Source organism: Olleya sp. 1-3 (assembly GCF_002836085.1).
Taxonomy (GTDB): Bacteria; Bacteroidota; Bacteroidia; order Flavobacteriales; family Flavobacteriaceae; genus Olleya; species Olleya namhaensis.
In genome coordinates, this window is sequence record NZ_PJBW01000012.1 from 14,146 (window position 1) to 36,268 (window position 22,123).

Genomic DNA, 22,123 nt, shown 5'->3' on the forward strand with positions numbered 1-22,123 from the left:
TAATTAATTGTATTTGTTTCTGTACCATCTAGCATAGATGTTATCAATGCTTAAGGGTTCTAAATTTATTTTGTCAGTTTTGATATTATCGGTTAGCGTGCTATCTATTGTTGTTACTTTAGTTTTAAAATCTTTATTAAAATTAACTTTTATTGTTTGTGGTAGGATGTTGATTTCGCTGTTATTGCTTAATGTTTCGATTTTGTATAATCTAGATAGTTCTGCGCTTTCTTTAAAATGAGAGAAGCGGTCCGCAACAAATTGATGTCCTGTGTAAAATAATATAGAATCACCTTTTGTAATATTTAAATAGCGCCATTCTCTTTTTGGAATTATAATAGATTGATCAATACCATTAGTTAATCTAAATACAATTAAATCTTTTCGACTGTTATTCTTAACAAGACTGTAAGTGCTGATTGTATTGTTTTTATAAGAGTGTAGCGTGTTAAAGGTTTTTGGATAGGGATTTGTAAAGGGATTTAAAGGTGTTGCCTTAATAGAGGATTCGGTTTTTGTTTTACGGTTAGTTTTCAGCTTTAAGCTGTAAATAAACCGCACGTGATCTTTAGATTTATGCTTACTGTTATAATCTGGTAACGTAACGGTTTTAGGCGTTTTGTCTTCTGTTATTGTATTGTTTTCTGTTGTTTCTAGTATTGTTTCTTCTATTTCTTGTTCTGTATTATATACTGTTTGATTTTCTTCGGCTTCGCGTTTTTTTTGTATTTCTTTTATTCTTTCTAATATGTTTTCTTTTTGATAATTGGTATTAGGTACACTTATCCTTTCATATTGGTCATAATAATTAGTAGAACTATTATCGCTATTAAACACTTTAACTCCAATTCTAACTATTAAAATTAAAAATACAATGACACTCCAGATTCCAACACCTGTACCAGATTTAGACTTGGAGGTCTTTCTAGCACTATTATGTGCGTATGGACTTGCTATTGCAGCATTAGTGGTAAGGATGTCTTTAAGCATATAGTTAGAGATATCCAACTCGCCAAAAGCAACCATTGTTTTAGCAGCAAAAATAAAACTATCGTCGGTTACTTGTTTTCGTTTAGAATTGTAAGTGTCAATAATAACTGAGTTTAACTCATTAACCTCGTCATCAAAAGAGTTTGGATATTGACTTAGACATTTTACAAAATTTCTATTTGTTATAAAACCGACAGGGTAATGCTTCTCTTTAAGTTTACCAGATTCTATATATACTTTAGCATAATTTAGTTTAGAACTAAAAAGACTAATAATAAGTTGTTCAATTTCTTCCGTGAATAGAATGTTGCTTTTTACAAAATTGAGTAATAAAATATACTTTCCTTTGGTTAGCGTTTCCGATAAAAACGGTTTGACATGTTCTTTTAAGTAAGGTGATAAAAAATATTTTAGACTTTCTGTATCAGCTATCGATTCGTGATGTATAGAAATTGAGTTTTGTGGAATATTGCTGTAATCTCCAGTAATAACTTGTTTAAGCCATTTGTGTTTTTCTATAAAAATATGGTGCTTTCTAGTCGTCTCATCTTTTAGTTGATCGATAATAGACGCTAATTCTCCTAAATTACTTTTGTTGTCTAAGACCGCTTTTGCCTTTAGTTGCTTTTTTAGTCTTATAATTTTGGTGTCGTCAAGCGTAGTTATTGTGTCAATATCTATACCTAATTCATCTATTAATGATATGTAATTCAAATTTGGGGCGTATTTAAAATCAAAAATATCAATTTATTTTAAATTTATTGTTTTGTTAATGACTATATATTAATGAGTTAATTTTTAATTCATAGAAAATGTGTTTTTTTTTGAATAAAAGGTTTTGAGATGTCAAAAACTAATGTATATTTGCACACCTAATAATTAGGGCGACTAGCTCAGTTGGTTCAGAGCACTTGGTTTACACCCAAGGGGTCAGGGGTTCGAATCCCTTGTCGCCCACTAAAAAATCCGAAACAAATGTTTTGGATTTTTTATTACTCTATATTATTTAAGCGTTTAAATTTTGATTTAAACTTAAACTAATATATATTTGCAGACCTATTATTAGGGCGACTAGCTCAGTTGGTTCAGAGCACTTGGTTTACACCCAAGGGGTCAGGGGTTCGAATCCCTTGTCGCCCACAAAAAAAATCCGAAACATTTGTTTCGGATTTTTTTATTTATATCAGTTCTAGAACACGCTCTAGCGCCATTCCTCTAGAGCCTTTTATTAATACATAGCTATCTATGATGGGTGTGTAATTGTCTTTAAAGCTTTCAAAAGTTTTATATTGTTTTACTAGTGGACTTTTAATTTCTGCTTTATAAAAATTTTCTCCTACTAAAATTATAGTGTCAATAGCTAAGCTTGTTGCTAAATCTGCAATGTTTTGATGTTCTGACTTAGCAGATGTGCCTAGTTCAAACATATCTCCTAAAATAGCAGTTTTGTTTTCTGCATCTTGTTTGCTTAGGTTTTGTAAGGCAACTTCCATACTTGAAGGATTAGCATTATAAGCATCCATTATTATGGTTGTGTTATCTCTTTTAATAATCTGAGAACGGTTATTGTTTGGTGTATACCTTTCAATAGCATCTTTAATATCTAATAAGTCAATATTAAAGTATTTACCAATTATAGTTGCGGCGCAAAGGTTTGTAAAATTATAAGCACCAATTAAATTAGATTGTATTGTAATAGCTTCTGATTTATAAGATACAAATGGATTGGCATCTAGAAATTCTATTTTAAAATATTCTGGATTGGTTTGGCTAAAACCGAACTTTTTAACATAAGTATTTAGCTTTTCTCTTTGAATACTGTCGTCTGCATTTAAAAAGACGTGCTTGTCATTTTGAGTCAAATAGTGATACAGCTCGCTTTTACCTTCAATAACGCCTTCAACGCCTCCAAATCCTTCAAGGTGCGCTTTCCCAAAGTTAGTAATATAGCCAAAGTCAGGTTTTGCGATATCGCATAAAAAAGCAATTTCTTTTTTGTGGTTAGCACCCATTTCTACAATCCCAATTTCTGTATCCTTTGTCATTGACAAAATGGTTAGAGGTACGCCAATATGGTTGTTTAAGTTACCTATGGTTGCTGTAGTGTTATACTTTTTGGATAATACTGTGTTTATTAATTCTTTTGTTGTTGTTTTTCCATTACTTCCTGTTAAGGATATAATTTTGGTTCCTAAGTAAGTCCTGTGGTATGTCGCTAATTCTTGAAGCGTTTTAAGACTGTTTTCTACTAAAATGGTGTTATCTGATGCTTTGAAATCTGGATCGTCTATAATCGCATATTTTGCTCCTTTATCTAAAGCGTCTTGAGCAAATTTATTACCATTAAAATTTTCGCCACTTAAAGCAAAAAACATATTGTTATTATTAACTTTTCTGGTGTCTGTGCTTACTGCACTGCAGTTTAGAAAAAGTTGGTGTAAGTCGTCTATTTTCATAAAATAAAAGTATAAAAAAAGTCCTAACAATTGTTAGGACTTTTAAATATAATAACTAATTAAATTAGTTTAGTTTTTTGATTTCTTTTGATTTTTAGATTTAGATCCTACTCTAGACATTGCACATCTAAAACCAATATAGTCTGTTGCCATATTTTGTGGGTAATAGCGTCTTTGTGCTGGGTCTAACCAGTATTCTCTATCTTTCCAAGATCCACCTTTGTAAACTCTTACTTCGTCATTAATTAACGATGTACGTTTATTAGATTTATCATATTCTCTTATCATGTTTCCAGAAGAATCCATTTCAATATTGTGCTTTGGTGCGTTATACATTTTACGTGTATTTGCATCCTCAGAACCATCACCTTCATCATCACCAAATCTATCAGCATAATAACGAGAAGATTGTGTATCACCATCTCTAAAGTTACGGTTATCACTTCTATCAAAGTTAGTTCTTAAATAAGTTTCTTCTTCATCAACCGGTTGTGTTGCGATAGACCCTGGTAAATCTCTTGGTATTACTTTTCCGTTAGGTAATGTATCAAAAACAATTTCGTCTGTAGTTACAATTTTTACAGTTCCGTCATCATTTATTGCATTTTTAGTATACACGTTTCCTCTATAGTAATTAAAGTCGTTAAACTCATCATCAACTATTGGTCTGTAAACATCAGCAACCCATTCTGCAACGTTACCAGCCATATCATAAAGACCATAATCGTTTGGATCGTAATATTTAACAACTTGTGTGATATCTGCACCATCATCTGACCATCCAGCAATACCACCGTAATCTCCTTTTCCTTGTTTGAAGTTGGCTAGTTGGTCACCTTTAATTTTACGTTTTCCAGATCTAGTGTATTGACCATCCCATGGATATTTTTTACGTCCTCTATAAACGTTATAACTTCTAATTTCAGATAAACCTAAAGCTGCATATTCCCATTCAGCTTCTGTTGGTAGTCTGTATTTTGGCGAAATTAAACCAGTTTCTCTTGTTGCAAAAACGTTAATTTCGTCTCCTGCAGCATTAGTTTGTGGTTTCATTTTTCCACCTTTTATAATGTCTTCATTACCACCAAATGTTTGTGTTGGTGCGTTAATGTAAGTATCAGTACTAAAGTTTGCATCTGCTGTTGCTTCTAAATTACTACCTTGTTTTAGGTAACCATCTTTTTGTAAGTACATTTCGTTTACACGATCTGTTCTCCAATTTGCAAATTCTACAGCTTGCATCCAACTAACTCCAACCACAGGATATTCTCCATATCCAGGGTGACGTAAATAGTTTTCTGTCATTACTTCGTTGTAACCTAAACGGTTTCTCCAAACTAAAGTATCTGGTAAAACACCATTATAGATTGCTCTAAAATTTTCTTCTTCTGGCGGGTAAGTTCTTTTAATCCAGTCTAAATATTCAAGGTACATTTTGTTAGTTACCTCTGTTTCATCCATGTAAAAAGATTGCACGTGTTGTTGATTTGGAGTATTATTCCAATCATGCATAACATCATCTTGTACTCGTCCCATTGTAAATGTTCCACCTTCAACAAATACTAATCCTGGAGCAGTTTCTTGCTCTTTAAATTTGGTGTTGTATTGAAAACCACCATCTTTAGAATTAATCTGCCAACCCGTTGCTCTTGATGTGTTAGAGCCACTTCCGGATCTTTTACAACCAACCAAGGTTAACGAAATCGCTACTGTTAATAACAACCTTGATACAATTATTTTTCTCATATTAATACATTTAAGTAATCTAAATAATGTTATTTTTTGGAGACGCAATATAAGAATTAAACCCAACAAAACAAGTTAAATTATGTTTTTTGAGTAAACTAAATTGCGTTTTATCCCGTTTTTTTACGCTACAACGATTTTAAATTTGGTCATTTGTCTTGCGTTTCGAAACAATATAACGATGTTTTTTCAATATTATTATCGTAATTTTGATTTGTTTTAAGAAATAATTAAGATTTAAGTAATATCATTAAATATTAGACGTTATCATTTCAATGAAAAAGATTTTATTACTATTGGTTGCATTGTACTGCATGCCATTATTTTCTCAAGAAAAAAGTATTGCTATTACATGGGGATCTTCTCAAAAATATACGGCAGATAGTTATAGTATAACGGTGCCAACTTTCTCTCCTGCAAAAAGCTTTTCTTTTGATTTATCTAACGGTATTCAATACGTACAACAATGGAAAGTTAATGGATTTGTAAATCAAAACTCTTTAGTAGTTAAAGATGTGGTGTATGCGCCAATGCCAATAAATCAAATGTATGATTTGGATCTTAAGTCTATTCCAGATGCTATTGAGGTAACTTTAAAAAACGGTACGTCTAGAAATAGTAATTATGCAGTATTAACAGCTAGTCCTATCGTAAAGGAAGGTAATGGTTATAAAAAAGTGTTGTCTTTTAATGTGGATTACAACATGGGATCGGGATCTGTTAATAGAAGTAGTGCTAGTCAATTTATCACTAATTCCGCTTTGGCTAATGGCGATTGGTATAAGTTTGAAGTAACTGCATCTGGCGTGCATAAAATATCTAAGAATTTTTTAAGTCAGATGGGAATTAATGCTAATAGTTTTGATCCAAGAACTATTAAAATATTTGGTAACGGAGGTAAGATGATGCCTTTTGCAAATAATGCAAACTATCCATTTGATCCAACTGAGAATGCTATAAAAATTATTGGTGAAGAAGATGGTGTTTTTGATGACCAAGATTATATTCTGTTTTATGCGGAAGGTCCTTCTGCAGATGTAGATTTATCTTATATTAATACTAATGTAAATCCATATGCTGATACAACGGTCTATTATATTAATATAAGTGCTGGTTCTGGTAAGCGTATTCAAAATTTTAATCAACCAACCGGAATTCCAACAGCAACTTTTAACACGTTTCAAGAGTATCAGTTTCATGAAATTGATGAAGAAAATATTATTTACGTAGGTAGGCGCTGGTTTGGAGAGCGCTTTAGTGTCGAAAATGCGCAAACGTTTAGTTTTGAGTTTCCTAATTTAGATGTGTCGGAGTCTATTGTTGTAAAAGCGATAACTGCTACAACATCTTCAAATCCAAGTAATTTTGTTGTGTCCGTTAATAATAACACGTTAGGGACTTTGTCTTTGTCGGGTATAAATCCTACCAATGGTGTTTATGTTACCGGTGGTACTTTGACGCAATCAACAACAGTAGCAAGCGATGTTATTGATGTAGATTTAGTTTATGACAATCAAGGTAATCCTAGTGCAGAAGGGTATTTAGATTACGTATCTGTAGAGGCAACGCGAGCGCTTATTTTTAATGGTAATCAATTTCATTTTAAAAACAACCTATCTACGCAAAGTACTGGTGTTGCTACTTATGTGTTGTCAAATGCATCTGAAGTTCAAGAGGTTTGGGACGTCACTAATATTTATGACGTTACTACTATAGCTAATACCGCTGCAGATAATACGTTAAGTTTTAATGCGCCCATGGGCGACTTAAAAACTTTTGTTACGGTAAGCTCTCAAGATTATTTAGAGCCTAGTTTGGCACAAAATAGTAGTGTTAATAATCAAAACTTAAAAGGAACCATATTTTTAAATAACCAAGGTGTTTTTCAAGATATTGATTACTTAATGTTAACTACGCGTTCTCACTTATCTCAAGCAGAACGTTTAGCTCAAATAAATAGAGACAAGAAAAATCTAAATGTAAAAGTGGTTGTTTTGGAAGATATTTATACTGAGTTTTCCTCTGGTAATCCTGATATTACTGGCGTCAGAAACTTTGTTAAATATGTATATGACAACGCAAGTATACCTCAAAACAAAGTTAAGTATTTGTGTCTTTTTGGAGATTCTTCGTTTGATTATAAAGGACGAATTTCTTCAAACACTTATAATTTTCCGTCTTGGCATGCTTACAGTAGTTTCAATTTATCTAGTTCTTTTATCTCAGACGATTATTATGCTTATTCTGATTTAAACGAAGGGGTTTTAGATATCTTTAATAATGCCAATAAATTAGATATTGCAGTTGGTAGGATTTTAGCAGATTCGCCACAGCGTGCAAAGGAAATGGTAGATAAAATTGAGGTTTATTATTCTAAAGGTGCATTAGGTAGTTGGCGAAATAATTTTGTTGTCGTGTCTGATGATGTGGATGAAGAATGGGAAGCAACATTACAAGAAACAACAGACGAGATTGGAGACGAGGTAACAGCCTTTAAACCGTTTATTAATGTAACTAAAATTCATTCGGATGCCTACCAACAACAAGCATCAGCAGGAGGTGATCGTTATCCTGGTGTAACAGAAGCGTTGACTAATGCAATTGAAAAAGGTGCCATAATGGTTAACTATTTTGGTCATGGTGGAGAAGATGGTTTAGCGGACGAGCGTATTTTTCAAAAAGATGATGCCGAAGCGCTGAATAACGAATGTAAATTAAATTTGTTTGTTACGGTTACTTGTGAGTTTACTAGATTTGATAATCCGTTAAGGGAAACTGCAGGCGAATTTATTTACTGGAATAAAGATGCGGGTTCTATCGCATTAGTGACTACAACTAGACAGATTTTTGTTAATGTAGGAAAGGAATTTAATAAAATCCTGAAAGAGTATTTATTCTCATACAGTACAAATGATACATTTTCAGATTACGAATATCCAACAGTAGCGGAAGCATTAAGATTGGCTAAAAACGATCCAAGTTTTTCAGATGCTCAAAAAAGTTTAGCGTTTTTTATTGGTGACCCCGCATTGACTTTAACTTTTGCTCAGCCCAATATCCGATTAACAAAAATTAATGATGTGCCAATTACGGAGGATACTGACGTGCTTCAGGCTTTGGGTTATGCAAAATTAGCAGGAGAGGTAACAGATTTTAATGGCAACCTTTTGTCTAGTTATAATGGTATTGTAACCACTACTATTTACGATAAAGAAATTGATCGTCAAACTTTAGCAAACGATAACGTTACGGGCTCTAGTGGCTTAATAAAGTTAGATTACAAAACACTAGGAGCAATTGTATTTAGAGGACAAGCAACAGTGACTAATGGTCAGTTTGAATTCGATTTTGTAGTTCCTAAAGATATTGGAATACCTGTAGGAACAGGTAAGGTTAGTTTTTATTCTACCCAAGAAAACTCTTTAGAAGACAAAACAGGCGCAAGTTTAGAAACACTAAAAATAGGAGGGATTAATCCGGATGCTGCAGAAGACAATATTGGGCCGACAATACAGTTATATATGAACGATGAAGCATTTGTGTCTGGAGGTATAACTAATGAGTCACCACTATTATTAGCTAAGTTTGAAGACGAAAATGGTATCAATACAGCAAGTGGTATCGGACATGATATTGTTGCTTTATTAGATGGGGACGAAGTCAATCCGTATGTGCTTAATGATTATTATCTTACAGAAGTGGATGATTATACTAAAGGAGCATTAAGTTTTCCTTTTAGGAATTTAGAGCCGGGTTTACATACTTTGTCTTTAAAGGCTTGGGATGTTTATAATAATTCGGCTACAGCCGAAATCCAATTTATAGTATTTAATGAAAATGAAAGTTTAGTAATTAATAACGTACTAAATTACCCAAATCCTTTTGTTAATTATACAGAGTTTTGGTTTAGCCATAATAGTTCTGAGGTTTTAGATATTTCTGTTCAGATTTTTACTGTTTCAGGAAAGTTAGTAAGGACTTTAAATGGGCAAACAGCCTTAGCAGGAGGTAAATCTGTAAAATCAACATCAAGAGATATTGTTTGGGATGGACGTGATGACTTTGGAGATAAAATAGGAAAAGGAACGTATATTTATAAATTAAAAGTACATTCACAAAGCACAAATAAATCCGTAGAAAAAATAGAGAAACTTGTAATCCTCTAATAAAAAATTATATTTGTTAACTAATACTGATACATGAAAAATAAAATTCTAATAACAATAGCTTTCTTTTTGTCCCTTAAAGGATTGTCTCAGACGACAATTACAAACCCTAATGATAGTAGAGTTATAACTACTGGTGTGCCATTTTTGTTAATAGCACCAGATGCTAGAGCAGCAGCAATGGGAGATATGGGTGTGGCAACGTCGCCAGATGCATTTTCTCAGCAATGGAATGCTTCTAAATATGTGTTCTCAGAAAATAAATCTGGAGTTGCAATAAGTTACACGCCGTACTTAAGTAAGTTGGTTAATGATATCTTTTTAGGAAACGTAACATATTTTAATAGACTTAACGATAATAGTGCTTTTGCAGCAAGTTTCAAGTATTTTTCTTTAGGAGATATAGAGTTTGTTCAAGACGAATTTTCAGAAGCGTTAGTCCAAAGACCTAACGAGTTTACTGTAGACGTATCTTATGCTTTAAGATTAAGTGATCAATTTGGGATGTCTGTTGCTATGCGTTACTTACAATCGGATTTGAAATTAAATATTGGTGATAACGATACAAAAGCCGCAAGTACTTTTGGTGTAGATATTTCTGGTTATTATCAAAGTGAAGAACAAGCTTATAACGATTTTAATGGTCGTTGGAGAGGTGGATTTGCCATACAAAACTTAGGGCCTAAATTTAAATATGACGAGGCTGGCCAGGAAAATTTCCAACCAACAAATCTTAGATTAGGTTTAGGGTTTGATTTTATACTAGACCAATATAACACAGTAGGTGTTACAGCTGAGTTTTCTAAATTATTAGTACCAACACCACCATTATTAGGTTTTGATGATACAGATGATGATGGTGTGCAAGATGCGGACGAGCCAACTTATATTGTTTCTGGTCAAGATCCAGATGTGCCATTTTTATCAGGTGTATTTCAATCGTTTGGAGATGCTCCAGGAGGATTTAAAGAAGAGTTACAAGAGTTTACCTATGCGTTAGGTGCTGAGTATACTTACCAAGATTCATTTGCTTTTAGAGCTGGTTATTTTAATGAACACGAAACAAAAGGAGCACGTAAGTTTTTTGCTTTAGGTGCAGGTTTTAAATACAATGTTATAAATGTTGATTTATCATATTTATTTTCAGCTTCTCAAGTGCAGAGTCCATTAGAAAGCACATTACGTTTTTCTCTAACATTTAACTTAGGAGCCGGAACGTATAATGAGTACTAAAACATTTTAAAGATTAAAAGACAAAAAAACTATTGTGAAAACAATAGTTTTTTTGTCTAAAATAGTTACGTATATTTAAATTATGAAGGAAGTAAAAATAGAAACTACACTACAGGTTTTTGATAGTATTAAAGATTTATCTGAAGATATTCAATCGTTAATGAGTCAGGCATCACAAGCGCGAGATAAAGCATATGCGCCGTACTCTAAATTTAATGTTGGAGCAGCATTATTATTAGACAATGGAGAGGTTGTTACCGGAAGTAATCAAGAAAACGCATCGTATCCCTCAGGATTATGTGCAGAGCGTACAGCTATTTATTATGCAGGTGCAAAATATCCAGATGCTAAATTTTTAAGAATGGCTATAATTGCAGGGTCTCAAATCAATCCAACATTAAAGCCAATACCACCTTGTGGGGCTTGCAGACAAGCTATTGCGGAGTATGAAGTAAAACAAGAGTTGCCAATCGAATTGTATTTTATGGGCGAGACCGGTAAAGTGGTACGTTCAAATTCGTTAGGAAACCTGTTACCGCTCCTTTTTGATAAATCAGCACTATAACTATATCGTTTTCGTAATAAAAATAACGATTTTCAGTTTTTTCGTTAATAACTAAAGTGTTACTTTTGTTATTCGATAAAAAAAAATACAAACGTCACCAATGCAAAAAGTAACAAAAGAAACGTATATAAAATGGTATGAAGACATGCTGTTTTGGAGAAAGTTTGAGGACAAGCTAGCAGCTGTTTACATTCAACAAAAAGTTAGAGGTTTTCTTCACTTGTATAATGGTCAAGAAGCTGTTTTAGCTGGAGCATTACACGCAATGGATTTAACCAAGGATAAAATGATTACAGCTTACCGTAATCACGTGCAACCAATTGGTATGGGTGTAGATCCTAAACGTGTTATGGCAGAATTATTTGGTAAAGCAACTGGAACCTCTCAAGGTTTAGGTGGTTCTATGCATATATTTTCTAAAGAGCACCGTTTTTATGGTGGACACGGTATTGTTGGTGGACAAATTCCTTTAGGAGCAGGTATTGCTTTTGGAGATAAGTTTCATGGTGTAGATGGCGTTACCATTTGTTGTTTTGGTGATGGTGCAGCGCGTCAAGGATCTTTACATGAAACGTTTAACTTAGCAATGCTTTGGAATTTACCTGTAGTATTTGTTTGTGAAAACAACGGATACGCAATGGGTACGTCTGTAGCACGTACAGCTAACCATACAGATATCTGGAAGTTAGGTTTAGGTTACGAGATGCCTTGTGGACCAGTAGACGGAATGAATCCTATAAAAGTTGCTGAGGCTTTTGACGAAGCAATACAACGTGCACGTCGTGGTGATGGACCAACGTTTTTAGAGGTTAAAACTTACCGTTATAGAGGACACTCTATGTCTGATGCACAACATTATAGAACAAAAGACGAAGTAGCAGAATACAAGAAATTAGACCCTATTACGCAAGTAAAAGAAGTACTTCTTGAAAAGAATTATGCTACTGAAGAAGAAATAAAAGTTATTGATAAGCGTGTTAAAGCAAAAGTTGCAGAGTGTGAAAAGTTTGCAGAAGAGTCGCCATATCCAGATAAAAATGTGATGTACGACGTTGTATACGATCAAGAAAATTATCCATTTATAGACCACAAAATTAAATAAGCTATGGCAGAAATTATCAACATGCCACGTTTAAGTGACACCATGGAAGAAGGGACTGTCGCAGCTTGGTTAAAAAAAGTAGGAGATAAAATAGAAGAAGGCGATATTCTTGCAGAAATCGAAACAGATAAAGCAACAATGGAGTTTGAATCTTTCCATGAAGGAACACTTTTATATATTGGTGTTCAAGAAGGAGAAACAACTAAAGTAGATCAGCTTTTAGCTATTATTGGTGAAGAAGGTGAAGATATCTCAGAAGCGTTAAACGGAAGTGCTGAAAAAGAAGCGTCTGCGGATGCTGCTGTAGCAAGCACAGAAGACACTGCTGATGATGATGCTAGTTCAGATAACTCAAGTGATTTACCAGAAGGAGTAACAGTAGTAACGATGCCAAGGTTAAGTGATACCATGGAAGAAGGGACTGTTGCTACTTGGTTGAAAAAAGTAGGAGATGAGGTAGAAGAAGGAGATATTCTTGCAGAAATCGAAACTGATAAAGCGACGATGGAGTTTGAATCTTTTCAATCTGGAAACTTATTATACATAGGATTAGAAGAAGGAGATTCAGCTAAAGTAGATTCGTTATTAGCAATTATTGGTCCTAAAGGAACTGATGTATCTGGTATAGCAAAAAGCTTTGATGCCAACGGAAGTACTTCATCTAAAAAAGAAGAAGCGCCAAAAAAGGAAGCTAAAGTAGAAGCGCCTAAAAAAGAGGCACCTAAAGCAGCTCCGGCGCAAACAGAAACTACAACAACTGCATCGGGACGTATATTTGTATCTCCTTTGGCTAAAAAAATGGCCGAAGAAAAAGGGATCAATTTATCTCAAGTTAAAGGATCAGGTGAAAATGGACGTATTGTTAAACGCGATATCGAAAACTTTACACCATCTGTAGCGGTAGCACAATCATCTGCTCCAGTAGCTAAATTTGTAGCTTCAGGTCAAGAAGATTTTGATGAGAAACCAAATTCGCAAATGCGTAAAGCAATTGCTAAAAACTTAGCTAAATCTAAATTTACAGCACCTCATTATTATTTAAATGTGGAGTTTGATATGGATAATGCTATGGCGTTTAGAGTGCAGTATAACTCTATTCCAGATACTAAAATTTCGTTTAATGATATGATTGTTAAAGCATGTGCTTTAGCATTACGTCAACACCCGCAAGTTAACTCGCAATGGTTTGATGATAAAATGAGATTAAACAACCATGTACACATTGGTGTAGCGGTTGCTGTGGAGGACGGATTGTTAGTGCCAGTTGTAAAGTTTGCTAATGAGCAGTCTTTACCTCAAATTGGAGCAGCAGTTAGAGATTTTGCAGGTCGTGCTAGAAAGAAAAAATTGTCTTTAGATGAGATGGAGGGAAGTACTTTTACTATTTCTAACCTAGGGATGTTTGGTATTGAAAGCTTTACGTCAATTATAAACCAGCCTAACTCTGCAATTTTATCTGTTGGTGCAATTGTAGCAAAACCAGTAGTTAAAAACGGACAGGTAGTAGCAGGTAATACAATGAAGTTAACTTTAGCTTGTGACCACAGAACAGTGGATGGAGCTACAGGTTCTCAATTCCTTCAAACATTAAAAGGGTATATTGAAAATCCAGTAACCATGTTAGTATAATAGTTTCGCTTTAGCGGAAATTAAAATCATATAAAATCCCATTTCAATATAATTGATTTGGGATTTTTTTATCTTTAAACACAAACCCATTCAAATGAAAAAAATAATTTTATTAGTAGCTGTATTTGCTGTTTTTACATCGTGTAAAACAAAAGTAAACGAGGTGGTAAAACCTATAGATTATACAATAACAGCACAAGAGGTAAAAAGTATTGTGTCTTATTTGGCATCTGACGATCTTAAAGGAAGAGATGTTGGTAGCAAAGGTATTGCTGATGCAGCAACGTACGTAGAAGATAAATTGAAATCCTACGGAGCAACGCCTTATTTTGATACTTATCGTGATAATTTTAAAGTTGGCGATTTAGACGCTTTTAATGTTGTTGGCTATTTAGAAGGAAATGATGCCGATTTAAAAAACGAGTTTATATTAATTGGTGCCCATTATGATCATATTGGACAAAGTAAAACGGTCGCAAATGATAGTATTGCAAATGGTGCAAATGATAATGCAGCAGGAACAAGTGGTGTACTAGCTTTAGCTAAATATTTTGGAGCTAAAAAATCAAATAAGAGAAGTCTTTTATTTGTAACATTTTCGGCAGAGGAAAAAGGATTGTTAGGATCTAAGCATTTAGCAAGCCGATTAAAAGACGCTAATTTGGATTTATATACTATGATAAATTTAGAAATGATTGGTGTGCCTTTTAAAGATAGAGACTACCAAGCATTTATTACTGGTTTTGATAAATCTAATTTAGCAGAAACAATGAATGGGTACGCAGGTACAAATATGGTTGGTTTTTCTGATGTTGCAGCAAAATATAGTTTGTTTAAACGTTCGGATAATTATCCTTTTTACGAGGCATTTAAGGTGCCATCACATACTGTATCTTCTTGCGATTTAAGTAATTTTGACTTTTATCACCATGTGGATGATGAGGTTGATCAATTAGATTACCCTTTTATGACGACTTTAATAAATAATTTAGCTCCAGTTATTGAACAAATAACAAATGCATCAACTAAAGAAATTAAGTTAAATGAAAACTAAAAATATTATAATAACAGGTACAAGTCGTGGTATTGGTTTTGAACTTGTGCATATTTTTGCCAATCAAGGTCACAATGTTTTGGCTTTATCTAGAAATGCACAACCTGTAAATAATCTTCATTTTGAAAACATTACGTCTTTTGCTTTTGATTTAGGTAATCCAGGCGATTACAAAAAAGTAGAAACATTTATTAAAGAGGAATGGAAACAAGTAGATGTGTTAATTAATAATGCAGGTACTATTGTAAATAAACCATTTGCAGAAACCACAATGTCGGATTTTGAGCATGTGTACAAAACCAATGTGTTTGGTGTGGCAGAAATGACAAGGACTGTACTTCCGTTTATGCCTAAAGATGGGCATGTTCTGTCTGTAAGTTCTATGGGCGGTGTACAGGGCAGTATGAAGTTTGCAGGACTATCTGCTTACAGTTCTAGTAAAGGTGCTGTAATAACGCTTACAGAGTTGTTGGCTGAAGAATATAAAGAGAGTGGACCGTCATTTAACGTGTTGGCTTTAGGTGCGGTTCAAACCGAAATGTTAGAAGAGGCTTTTCCGGGATACCAAGCACCAAACTCAGCTAAACAAATGGCAGATTATATGGCAGATTTTGCTTTAACAGGACATAAGTTTTACAACGGTAAGATGTTACAGGTCTCTAACTCTACACCATAAAAAAATGCGGTTGATTTATTTAAATAAATCAACCGCATATATAGCAGACTAGTTAATATTTATACACGCTCAAGTGCCGCGTATGCTTCCGCACTAGAAAATTTGTCTTCAGAAAAGATGTTGTATTCTAATACTTTAATGACTTGCATTAATTGTTCAAAATTCTTTTTTTGGTAAATAGGTTTTAGGCTATCGTCTACTTTAAAAAACATCTCGCTTTGATTGTTGTTTTTGTTAATTCCGTAGAAAAATAATATTTCGTTAGCTTTTGGTTTAAAAAACTTATAATCGTCTGACACACTTGCTGTCTTGTTGTAATAAATTTTTATATATACTTTTTCGGTGTCTACTTCTTTATCTATATCTAAATCCTCAGGATTAAGACGGTAGCGTGTTACTTGTAGATAATCGTCAGAAGTTGTGCTTTGGTCGTTGTTTTGTTGTGCTTGAATCGTGCTTAGGGAAAGCAGAAACAAGAGAATAAGGGAAAATCTCATAGTTGCTATTAATCAGTTAATCTTAAGGGATGCTATTTTTTAATCAGCAACAAGAAACTAATTATTTATTAATTACGCAAATTTACATGTGACTTTATCTTAATTTTTTAACACTTTATCTAAAGTATTAATATTTAATAGGTTTTTTACTACGTAATAACGAGGTTTTTGTTATCAAAAATCGTCATTTTGATAGATGCGCTTATTTGTGGTACTATAAATTTAGCCTAGATCTTTAGAGGTCTTAAGATTTGATATTATAAAACGTGTTGTGCGTTTTCAATATTCGCTTTATATAGTTTGGTATAGCGTTCTCCAAACGTATCAATTACAATAGCGATTGCTAAATGAATCATCACCGCTGTAAATATGCCAAAATAGAGTGGTTTAAGAGATGCTTTAGATAATACTATAGCTAAAGTTATAAAGGCTAAAGCATATATTAGTTTAAGCGTGAAAAAGGCGTTTAGGTTTTTGTTAACCATAACTAGGTCAGACTGTAAATAAGGGTCTTTATTATCTTGATATAGTGCTACTTTTTGATCTACGGTTTTCTGAGTATTTACCAAGAAATAACCCGTAATAAATACACTTGCTTCTATTAATCCTAAAACTAACATGGCTATTGCAAAGACTTTAAATTGCGGTTTGTTGGCATAAATATATATGCCAGTAGTAATAGATAATAAACCTATGATTCCTGCACTTAAACCTAATAAGCGTTCGCTTTGCAAATACTGTTGCACAAATTCCATGATACGTTGTTTTTCAGAAACCAATTTACTTATTTTTTTAAATGCATTTTATTTTAAATTAATTTACTTTTGTGAAAAATATCAAAATGAAACAAACAACAAACAGCATATTAATGATTCGTCCTGTAAACTTTAGGATGAACGAGCAAACGGCAGTAAACAATTATTTTCAAGAAACACTTGCCATAAAAAACGCAGAAATTAATACAAAAGCGCAAGAAGAATTTGATGCCTTTGTAGAAAAGTTAAAAGCAGTTGGTGTAAATGTTGTTGTAATTAGTGATGATATTAATGTAGATACTCCGGATTCGATATTTCCAAATAACTGGGTTAGTTTTCATGAAAATGGAGACGTTGCTATGTATCCAATGTTTGCAGAAAATAGGAGAAAAGAAAGACGAGAAGATGTATTTATTAAATTAGAAGAAGAAGGATTTAAAATTAATAATATAACAGATTATACTTCTGCAGAAGAGCAAGGTGTTTATTTAGAGGGTACCGGAAGTTTATTATTGGATAGAGCCAATAGTATTGCGTATTGCGCATTGTCTCCAAGAGCTGATGAAGAATTGTTCATTGAATTTTGCGAAGATTTTGAATATACACCAGTTGTATTTACTGCAAACCAAACGGTAGAAGGAGAGCGTTTAGCTATTTATCATACTAATGTAATGATGTGTTTGGCAGAAACCTTTGCAGTGATTTGTTTAGATACTATTGATGATAAAAAAGAACGTAAAAACGTGGTGTCTCATTTAAAGCAAACGGGTAAACAAGTAATTGCAATAACAGAGCAACAAATGAATCAGTTTGCTGGAAACATGCTGCAATTAAGAGGTAAAGATGATGCGTTGTATTTAGTAATGAGCCAAGCTGCTCATGATAGTTTAACTGCGTCACAAAAGGCAGAGATAGAAGCACATTGTCCTATTTTATCAAGTAGTTTAGAAACTATAGAGACTTGTGGTGGTGGTAGTGCGAGATGTATGATGGCTGAGGTATTTCTACCGAAGGTCTAGTTCAAGTATCACCTGGGTTTTCAACCTTACTTTTAGGGAGTTCTACATAAAAAGTGCTCCCTATATTTTTATCACTTTCTACCCAAATATTACCCTTGTTTAGTTCCACTAATTCTCTACAAATAGTAAGTCCTAAACCGGTTCCTTTTTCTTTTTCAGTACCTCTTGTGGTAAATGTGTTGCTTACAAATAGCTTATCTAAATCTTCTTTATTTATACCAACACCTGTATCAGCAACGCTAAGTATAGCACGACCATTACTTATCTGATTGGTTATAGATATAGTATCTCCGCGATTAGTAAATTTTACAGCATTAGCCAGTAAATTTTGTATTACTATTTCAATCATACTTCGATCTGCGTATACAAAATCGCGTAATGTGTTATCTACTAATCTAATGCCTTTGGATTCAAACTTCTGGTCCATTAGCTTTGTTTTTTCAGTAAAAACCTCTTTAATATCAAATAAGGAAGGTTTTGGATCTAAAGACTGCATTTGCGACTTAGACCAGTTTAATAAATTAAATAATAGTAAAGAGGCATTGTTGGCGCTTTCACTTAATTCAGGTAAATAGCTTTGAAACTCTTCTTGCGTTAATTGTCCGTCTTTTAACAAATCTATAAACCCTTTTGTAGAGGTTAACGAATCTTTTAAATCATGAGAAACGATAGAGAACAGCTTATCTTTTACTTTGTTGATATTCTCAAGGTTTTTGCTCTGTTCTAAAATAGCTTCGTTTTGTAATTCTATCTTTTTATTTTTTGCTTCTAGCTCTCTAGTGTATTTTAATCTATTGTTTCGTTTTACATAAAACAATACAAAAGAGGTCAATACTACAGCAAAAGCAGCTAGTAAAGCATAAAAAATCAATTTAAACTTGTCGTACTTTTGTTTGCTTACTTGGTTCTCGTTTTGTGTAATTGGCAGTATGTTTGAAGCTCGGGTAGATGTTAAATCTCCCGTAGAATCAATTACTTTTAGAGCATTATTCTTTGTTTTTTCAGAGTCTATTTTTTCTTTTAGATGGTAGTACTCACTTTGCCAAACAAAGGCATTATCAAACTTTCCGTTAGTAGAATCTAAAACTTTCATAAGCTGATAATTACGCAGTAATTGCTCATCATTATTTATAATTCGACTTAAATTGGCAGCTTCGATTAGCTGGTGTTCTGCAGTTTTTAAACGTTTTTGATGTAAGTTTAATTCTCCTAAGCTATTTAAAGACACAAGTACTTCTTCTTGATTATCAAAACGTCTATTAAGGTTAATGGATTCTACCAAATACCTAGAAGCCATTTTATAGTCTTTGTCTTTTAGGTAAGCATTACCTAAGTACGGTAATATTTTAGCTCTAAAATTTTCATTTTTAGTTCCTGCATAACCTAAAGCGCTTTCGTAATAACTTATAGCTTGACTGTAATCTTCTTTTGCAGTATAAATATCGCCTAGATCTTTATTAGTAGCAATTAAACCATTAATGTTATTGTCTTTATTATCTACTTGTAATTTTTTTAAATTAAAAGTAATGGCTTTTTCTAAGTCTCCGGATGTGTGGTATGCTTTTGCAAGACTCTCGTAATTTTGCGACAGTTCTTCGTATAAATTTCTTTTTTCTAATTCCTTTATAGCGGATAAAGCGTAGGTTAAACCATCTTGATAATTTCCTTTCTCAATTTCTAAAACGCCTAAATTACTATCTACTTTAGCAACTGCAATGGTATCGTTCATGGATTGAAACAAAGCTTTAGCAGCTTTAAATCCGGTTATAGCTTTCGGGATATTACCTTCTTGATTATGTATTTTAGCTTTTAAAAATATAATTTCGGCAAGGCCTTTATTATAGCCTAAATCTTTAGCTAATTTTTCGCTTTGTTGTACAAATTTTAAAGCTTTAGTATACTTTTTAGATTTAAAAAGTAGTTTTATAATGTTAATGGAAGTATTAACTTTAGTGGAGTCTGGATCTTGATAAGCCAACTGAATAGTCAAACTCTCTAGTTCATCGTCTTGCGAAAAGCTAAAAGCAGTATTCAGTAGGAAAATAAGGACAATCAGTCTCTTCATTTAAAGGTACAGCATTACGAATTATAATATAAGTAGCTAAAAAGCAGCCCATATTATACAATTATAATGACTTAAATAGTTAGTTAAATTTATAGAAGAAAAGTGGAGGGATTTTTCTTCTCGGCATAAAAATGACTATTAATATGCTGATATCATAATTTTTAAGCGGTACTACCTAAAAATTAGACTAACGGTAGATTTTAGTTTTTTTATGTAAATCACTCGCTTTATTTAGGAGTTTAAAAACATATATTTTTATTTTTAAGTTATTACAAACGGGGCTAATATGCACGATAAAATCTGTCGTTTTCACGCAATAAATGCTATATTTGCGCTTTCAAAAAATACATCAAATGAGCCTTCAGAATATCTTAGAGCAACACGTAAAACAAGCAGTAAATTCAATTTATAGTGCAGACTTACAGTCGGTAGAGTTTCAAGCAACTCGTAAGGAGTTTGCAGGAGATATTACCGTTGTCGTGTTTCCTATGTTAAGGGTGGTAAAGGGTAATCCTGTGCAAATAGGAGAGGCTATTGGTAACTATTTGTTAGAAAATGTGACTGAAGTCGAAGGGTTTAATGTTGTAAAAGGCTTTTTAAATCTTGAAATTCAGGCCTCATATTTTGTAAACTATTTTAATAGTATTAAGGATCAAGAGACGTTTGGTTTTGTTAACGCTTCCGCGGAAAATAAAGCCGTTATGGTGGAGTATTCATCACCAAATACAAACAAGCCATTACACCTTGGACATATCCGAAACAATTTATTAGGGTATAGTGTGGCCGAAATAATTAAGGCTTCGGGTAAAAAAGTATATAAAACACAAATTATTAACGATAGAGGAATACATATTTGTAAAAGTATGTTGGCCTGGCAACGTTTTGGTAATGCAGAAACTCCTGAATCTACAGGGTTAAAAGGCGACAAATTAGTTGGTAATTACTACGTTAAGTTTGATCAAGAATATAAAAAGGAAATTGCTGCTTTAATGGCTGAGGGTAAAACCGAAGATGAAGCTAAAAAAGAAGCGCCTATTTTAGTGTCAGCACAACAGATGCTTCAAAAATGGGAGGCAGGAGATAAAGACGTAGTTACTTTGTGGGAAACCATGAACGGCTGGGTATATAAAGGTTTTGATGAAACTTATAAAAACCTTGGTGTTGATTTTGATAATTTATATTATGAAAGTGAGACCTACCTTTTAGGTAAAGAGTTTGTTGCTGAAGGCTTAAAATCAGGTGTGTTCTTTAAAAAAGAAGACGGATCAGTTTGGTGCGATTTAACAGCTGATGGTTTAGACGAGAAAATTGTGTTACGTTCTGACGGTACAGCTGTATACATGACACAAGATATTGGAACAGCTATCCAACGTGTTAAAGATTATCCAGATGTTGGAGGTATGGTTTATACGGTTGGTAACGAGCAAGAATATCACTTTCAAGTATTGTTTTTAATTATTAAAAAACTTGGTTTTGATTGGGCAAAAAACCTATTTCATTTAAGTTACGGTATGGTAGATTTACCATCGGGTAAAATGAAGAGTAGAGAAGGGACTGTTGTTGATGCAGATGATTTAATAGTCGAAATGGCAGACACAGCAAAAACCATCTCTGAAGATTTAGGTAAATTAGAAGGTTATACAGATCAAGAAAAAACTGACTTGTATAAAACTATTGGTTTAGGAGCTTTAAAATATTACATTTTAAAAGTAGATCCTAAAAAACGTATTTTGTTTGATCCAAAGGATTCAATCGATTTTCAGGGTAATACAGGACCTTTTATTCAGTACACGTATGCTAGAATTCAATCTATCTTACGTAAGGCTGGTGTAGACGCTACAGTAACTTTAAGCGCGGATCAAGTGGCTCTTGAAGATAAAGAGCGTGAGTTAATTAAGCAATTACAATTGTTTCCGGAAGTTATCCAGCAAGCAGCCACTAACCATAGTCCTGCATTAATTGCTAATTACACTTATGATTTGGTAAAAGCTTTTAATAGTTTTTATCAAAATGTGTCTATACTTGGGGCAAATACGCAAAATGAAATTGTTTTTAGAGTACAATTATCTCAAGCAGTAGCAAATACTATAAAAAATGCTTTTAGCTTATTAGGTGTGGCAGTGCCAGAACGTATGTAAGATTAAAACTTTACTATATTAAAAAAACGCTT

General features: G+C 33.2%; 15 protein-coding genes and 2 tRNA genes. 11 read left to right on the plus strand and 6 right to left on the minus strand.

What is annotated here, in order from left to right; translation table 11 throughout:
• Window positions 1-3 precede the first annotated feature (3 nt).
• Complete coding sequence (locus tag CXF54_RS11995) at window positions 4-1,704, minus strand: hypothetical protein (RefSeq protein ID WP_101203720.1); 1,701 nt, start codon at window positions 1,702-1,704, stop codon at window positions 4-6.
• 168 nt (window positions 1,705-1,872) lie between these two features.
• Between CXF54_RS11995 and CXF54_RS12000 the strand changes: the two genes are divergently transcribed.
• Window positions 1,873-1,947, plus strand: a tRNA-Val gene (locus CXF54_RS12000).
• A gap of 108 nt (window positions 1,948-2,055) precedes the next feature.
• Window positions 2,056-2,130, plus strand: a tRNA-Val gene (locus CXF54_RS12005).
• Between the two features lie 38 nt (window positions 2,131-2,168).
• On the opposite strand, the gene CXF54_RS12010 is transcribed toward CXF54_RS12005, so the two are convergent.
• A complete protein-coding gene (locus tag CXF54_RS12010) occupies window positions 2,169-3,446 on the minus strand; it encodes a UDP-N-acetylmuramoyl-tripeptide--D-alanyl-D-alanine ligase (protein ID WP_101203722.1) in 1,278 nt (425 codons plus the stop codon).
• Window positions 3,447-3,515: 69 nt separating this feature from the next.
• Entirely contained in the window at window positions 3,516-5,192 is a 1,677-nt protein-coding gene (gldJ, locus tag CXF54_RS12015) for a gliding motility lipoprotein GldJ (protein WP_090841574.1), read from the minus strand.
• 275 nt (window positions 5,193-5,467) lie between these two features.
• Here gldJ and porU point away from each other — a divergent pair, with 275 nt between their 5' ends.
• The 7 genes from porU to CXF54_RS12050 all read left to right on the plus strand — a co-directional run bounded on the left by porU (window position 5,468) and on the right by CXF54_RS12050 (window position 15,617).
• Window positions 5,468-9,358: a type IX secretion system sortase PorU gene (porU, locus tag CXF54_RS12020; protein WP_101203724.1), complete on the plus strand. Its 3,891-nt coding sequence runs from the start codon at window positions 5,468-5,470 to the stop codon at window positions 9,356-9,358.
• A gap of 33 nt (window positions 9,359-9,391) precedes the next feature.
• Entirely contained in the window at window positions 9,392-10,591 is a 1,200-nt protein-coding gene (gene porV, locus CXF54_RS12025) for a type IX secretion system outer membrane channel protein PorV (RefSeq protein WP_090841570.1), read from the plus strand.
• Window positions 10,592-10,673: 82 nt separating this feature from the next.
• Window positions 10,674-11,156 carry a cytidine deaminase gene (cdd, locus tag CXF54_RS12030; RefSeq protein WP_101203728.1) on the plus strand — a complete coding sequence of 161 codons (483 nt, stop codon included), beginning with the start codon at window positions 10,674-10,676 and terminating at the stop codon, window positions 11,154-11,156.
• 100 nt (window positions 11,157-11,256) lie between these two features.
• Window positions 11,257-12,258: a pyruvate dehydrogenase (acetyl-transferring) E1 component subunit alpha gene (gene pdhA / locus CXF54_RS12035; RefSeq protein ID WP_090841566.1), complete on the plus strand. Its 1,002-nt coding sequence runs from the start codon at window positions 11,257-11,259 to the stop codon at window positions 12,256-12,258.
• Between the two features lie 3 nt (window positions 12,259-12,261).
• Window positions 12,262-13,887, plus strand: a complete 1,626-nt coding sequence (locus CXF54_RS12040) for a pyruvate dehydrogenase complex dihydrolipoamide acetyltransferase (protein ID WP_101203730.1) — start codon at window positions 12,262-12,264, stop codon at window positions 13,885-13,887.
• 94 nt (window positions 13,888-13,981) lie between these two features.
• Window positions 13,982-14,941, plus strand: a complete 960-nt coding sequence (locus tag CXF54_RS12045; RefSeq protein ID WP_101203732.1) for a M28 family peptidase — start codon at window positions 13,982-13,984, stop codon at window positions 14,939-14,941.
• Entirely contained in the window at window positions 14,931-15,617 is a 687-nt protein-coding gene (locus CXF54_RS12050; RefSeq protein WP_101203733.1) for an SDR family NAD(P)-dependent oxidoreductase, read from the plus strand. The genes CXF54_RS12045 and CXF54_RS12050 overlap by 11 nt, the downstream gene beginning before the upstream one ends.
• Before the next feature lie 59 nt (window positions 15,618-15,676).
• On the opposite strand, the gene CXF54_RS12055 is transcribed toward CXF54_RS12050, so the two are convergent.
• Entirely contained in the window at window positions 15,677-16,114 is a 438-nt protein-coding gene (locus CXF54_RS12055; RefSeq protein ID WP_157823442.1) for a hypothetical protein, read from the minus strand.
• Between the two features lie 257 nt (window positions 16,115-16,371).
• On the minus strand, window positions 16,372-16,869 hold the full coding sequence (locus CXF54_RS12060) for a hypothetical protein (RefSeq protein WP_157823443.1): 498 nt from the start codon (window positions 16,867-16,869) through the stop codon (window positions 16,372-16,374).
• Window positions 16,870-16,955: 86 nt separating this feature from the next.
• On the opposite strand from CXF54_RS12060, the gene ctlX reads away from it, so the two are divergent.
• On the plus strand, window positions 16,956-17,888 hold the full coding sequence (gene ctlX, locus CXF54_RS12065) for a citrulline utilization hydrolase CtlX (protein ID WP_101203739.1): 933 nt from the start codon (window positions 16,956-16,958) through the stop codon (window positions 17,886-17,888).
• A gap of 1 nt (window position 17,889) precedes the next feature.
• Here ctlX and CXF54_RS12070 read toward each other — a convergent pair whose 3' ends face one another.
• Window positions 17,890-19,953, minus strand: coding sequence for an ATP-binding protein (locus tag CXF54_RS12070; RefSeq protein WP_101203741.1), 2,064 nt, complete (start codon window positions 19,951-19,953; stop codon window positions 17,890-17,892).
• 353 nt (window positions 19,954-20,306) lie between these two features.
• Here CXF54_RS12070 and argS point away from each other — a divergent pair, with 353 nt between their 5' ends.
• A complete protein-coding gene (gene argS / locus CXF54_RS12075) occupies window positions 20,307-22,091 on the plus strand; it encodes an arginine--tRNA ligase (RefSeq protein WP_101203742.1) in 1,785 nt (594 codons plus the stop codon).
• The last annotated feature ends 32 nt before the right edge of the window (window positions 22,092-22,123 follow it).

Coding starts and splice junctions, on each gene's coding strand:
- ctlX (WP_101203739.1), top strand. CDS start 16,956: ATGAAACAAACAACAAACAGCATATTAATGATTCGTCCTGTAAACTTT.
- CXF54_RS12055 (WP_157823442.1), bottom strand. CDS start 16,114: ATGAGATTTTCCCTTATTCTCTTGTTTCTGCTTTCCCTAAGCACGATT.
- argS (WP_101203742.1), top strand. CDS start 20,307: ATGAGCCTTCAGAATATCTTAGAGCAACACGTAAAACAAGCAGTAAAT.
- CXF54_RS12040 (WP_101203730.1), top strand. CDS start 12,262: ATGGCAGAAATTATCAACATGCCACGTTTAAGTGACACCATGGAAGAA.
- CXF54_RS12070 (WP_101203741.1), bottom strand. CDS start 19,953: ATGAAGAGACTGATTGTCCTTATTTTCCTACTGAATACTGCTTTTAGC.
- CXF54_RS12045 (WP_101203732.1), top strand. CDS start 13,982: ATGAAAAAAATAATTTTATTAGTAGCTGTATTTGCTGTTTTTACATCG.
- porU (WP_101203724.1), top strand. CDS start 5,468: ATGAAAAAGATTTTATTACTATTGGTTGCATTGTACTGCATGCCATTA.
- CXF54_RS12060 (WP_157823443.1), bottom strand. CDS start 16,869: ATGGAATTTGTGCAACAGTATTTGCAAAGCGAACGCTTATTAGGTTTA.
- CXF54_RS12010 (WP_101203722.1), bottom strand. CDS start 3,446: ATGAAAATAGACGACTTACACCAACTTTTTCTAAACTGCAGTGCAGTA.
- pdhA (WP_090841566.1), top strand. CDS start 11,257: ATGCAAAAAGTAACAAAAGAAACGTATATAAAATGGTATGAAGACATG.
- gldJ (WP_090841574.1), bottom strand. CDS start 5,192: ATGAGAAAAATAATTGTATCAAGGTTGTTATTAACAGTAGCGATTTCG.
- CXF54_RS12050 (WP_101203733.1), top strand. CDS start 14,931: ATGAAAACTAAAAATATTATAATAACAGGTACAAGTCGTGGTATTGGT.
- cdd (WP_101203728.1), top strand. CDS start 10,674: ATGAAGGAAGTAAAAATAGAAACTACACTACAGGTTTTTGATAGTATT.
- porV (WP_090841570.1), top strand. CDS start 9,392: ATGAAAAATAAAATTCTAATAACAATAGCTTTCTTTTTGTCCCTTAAA.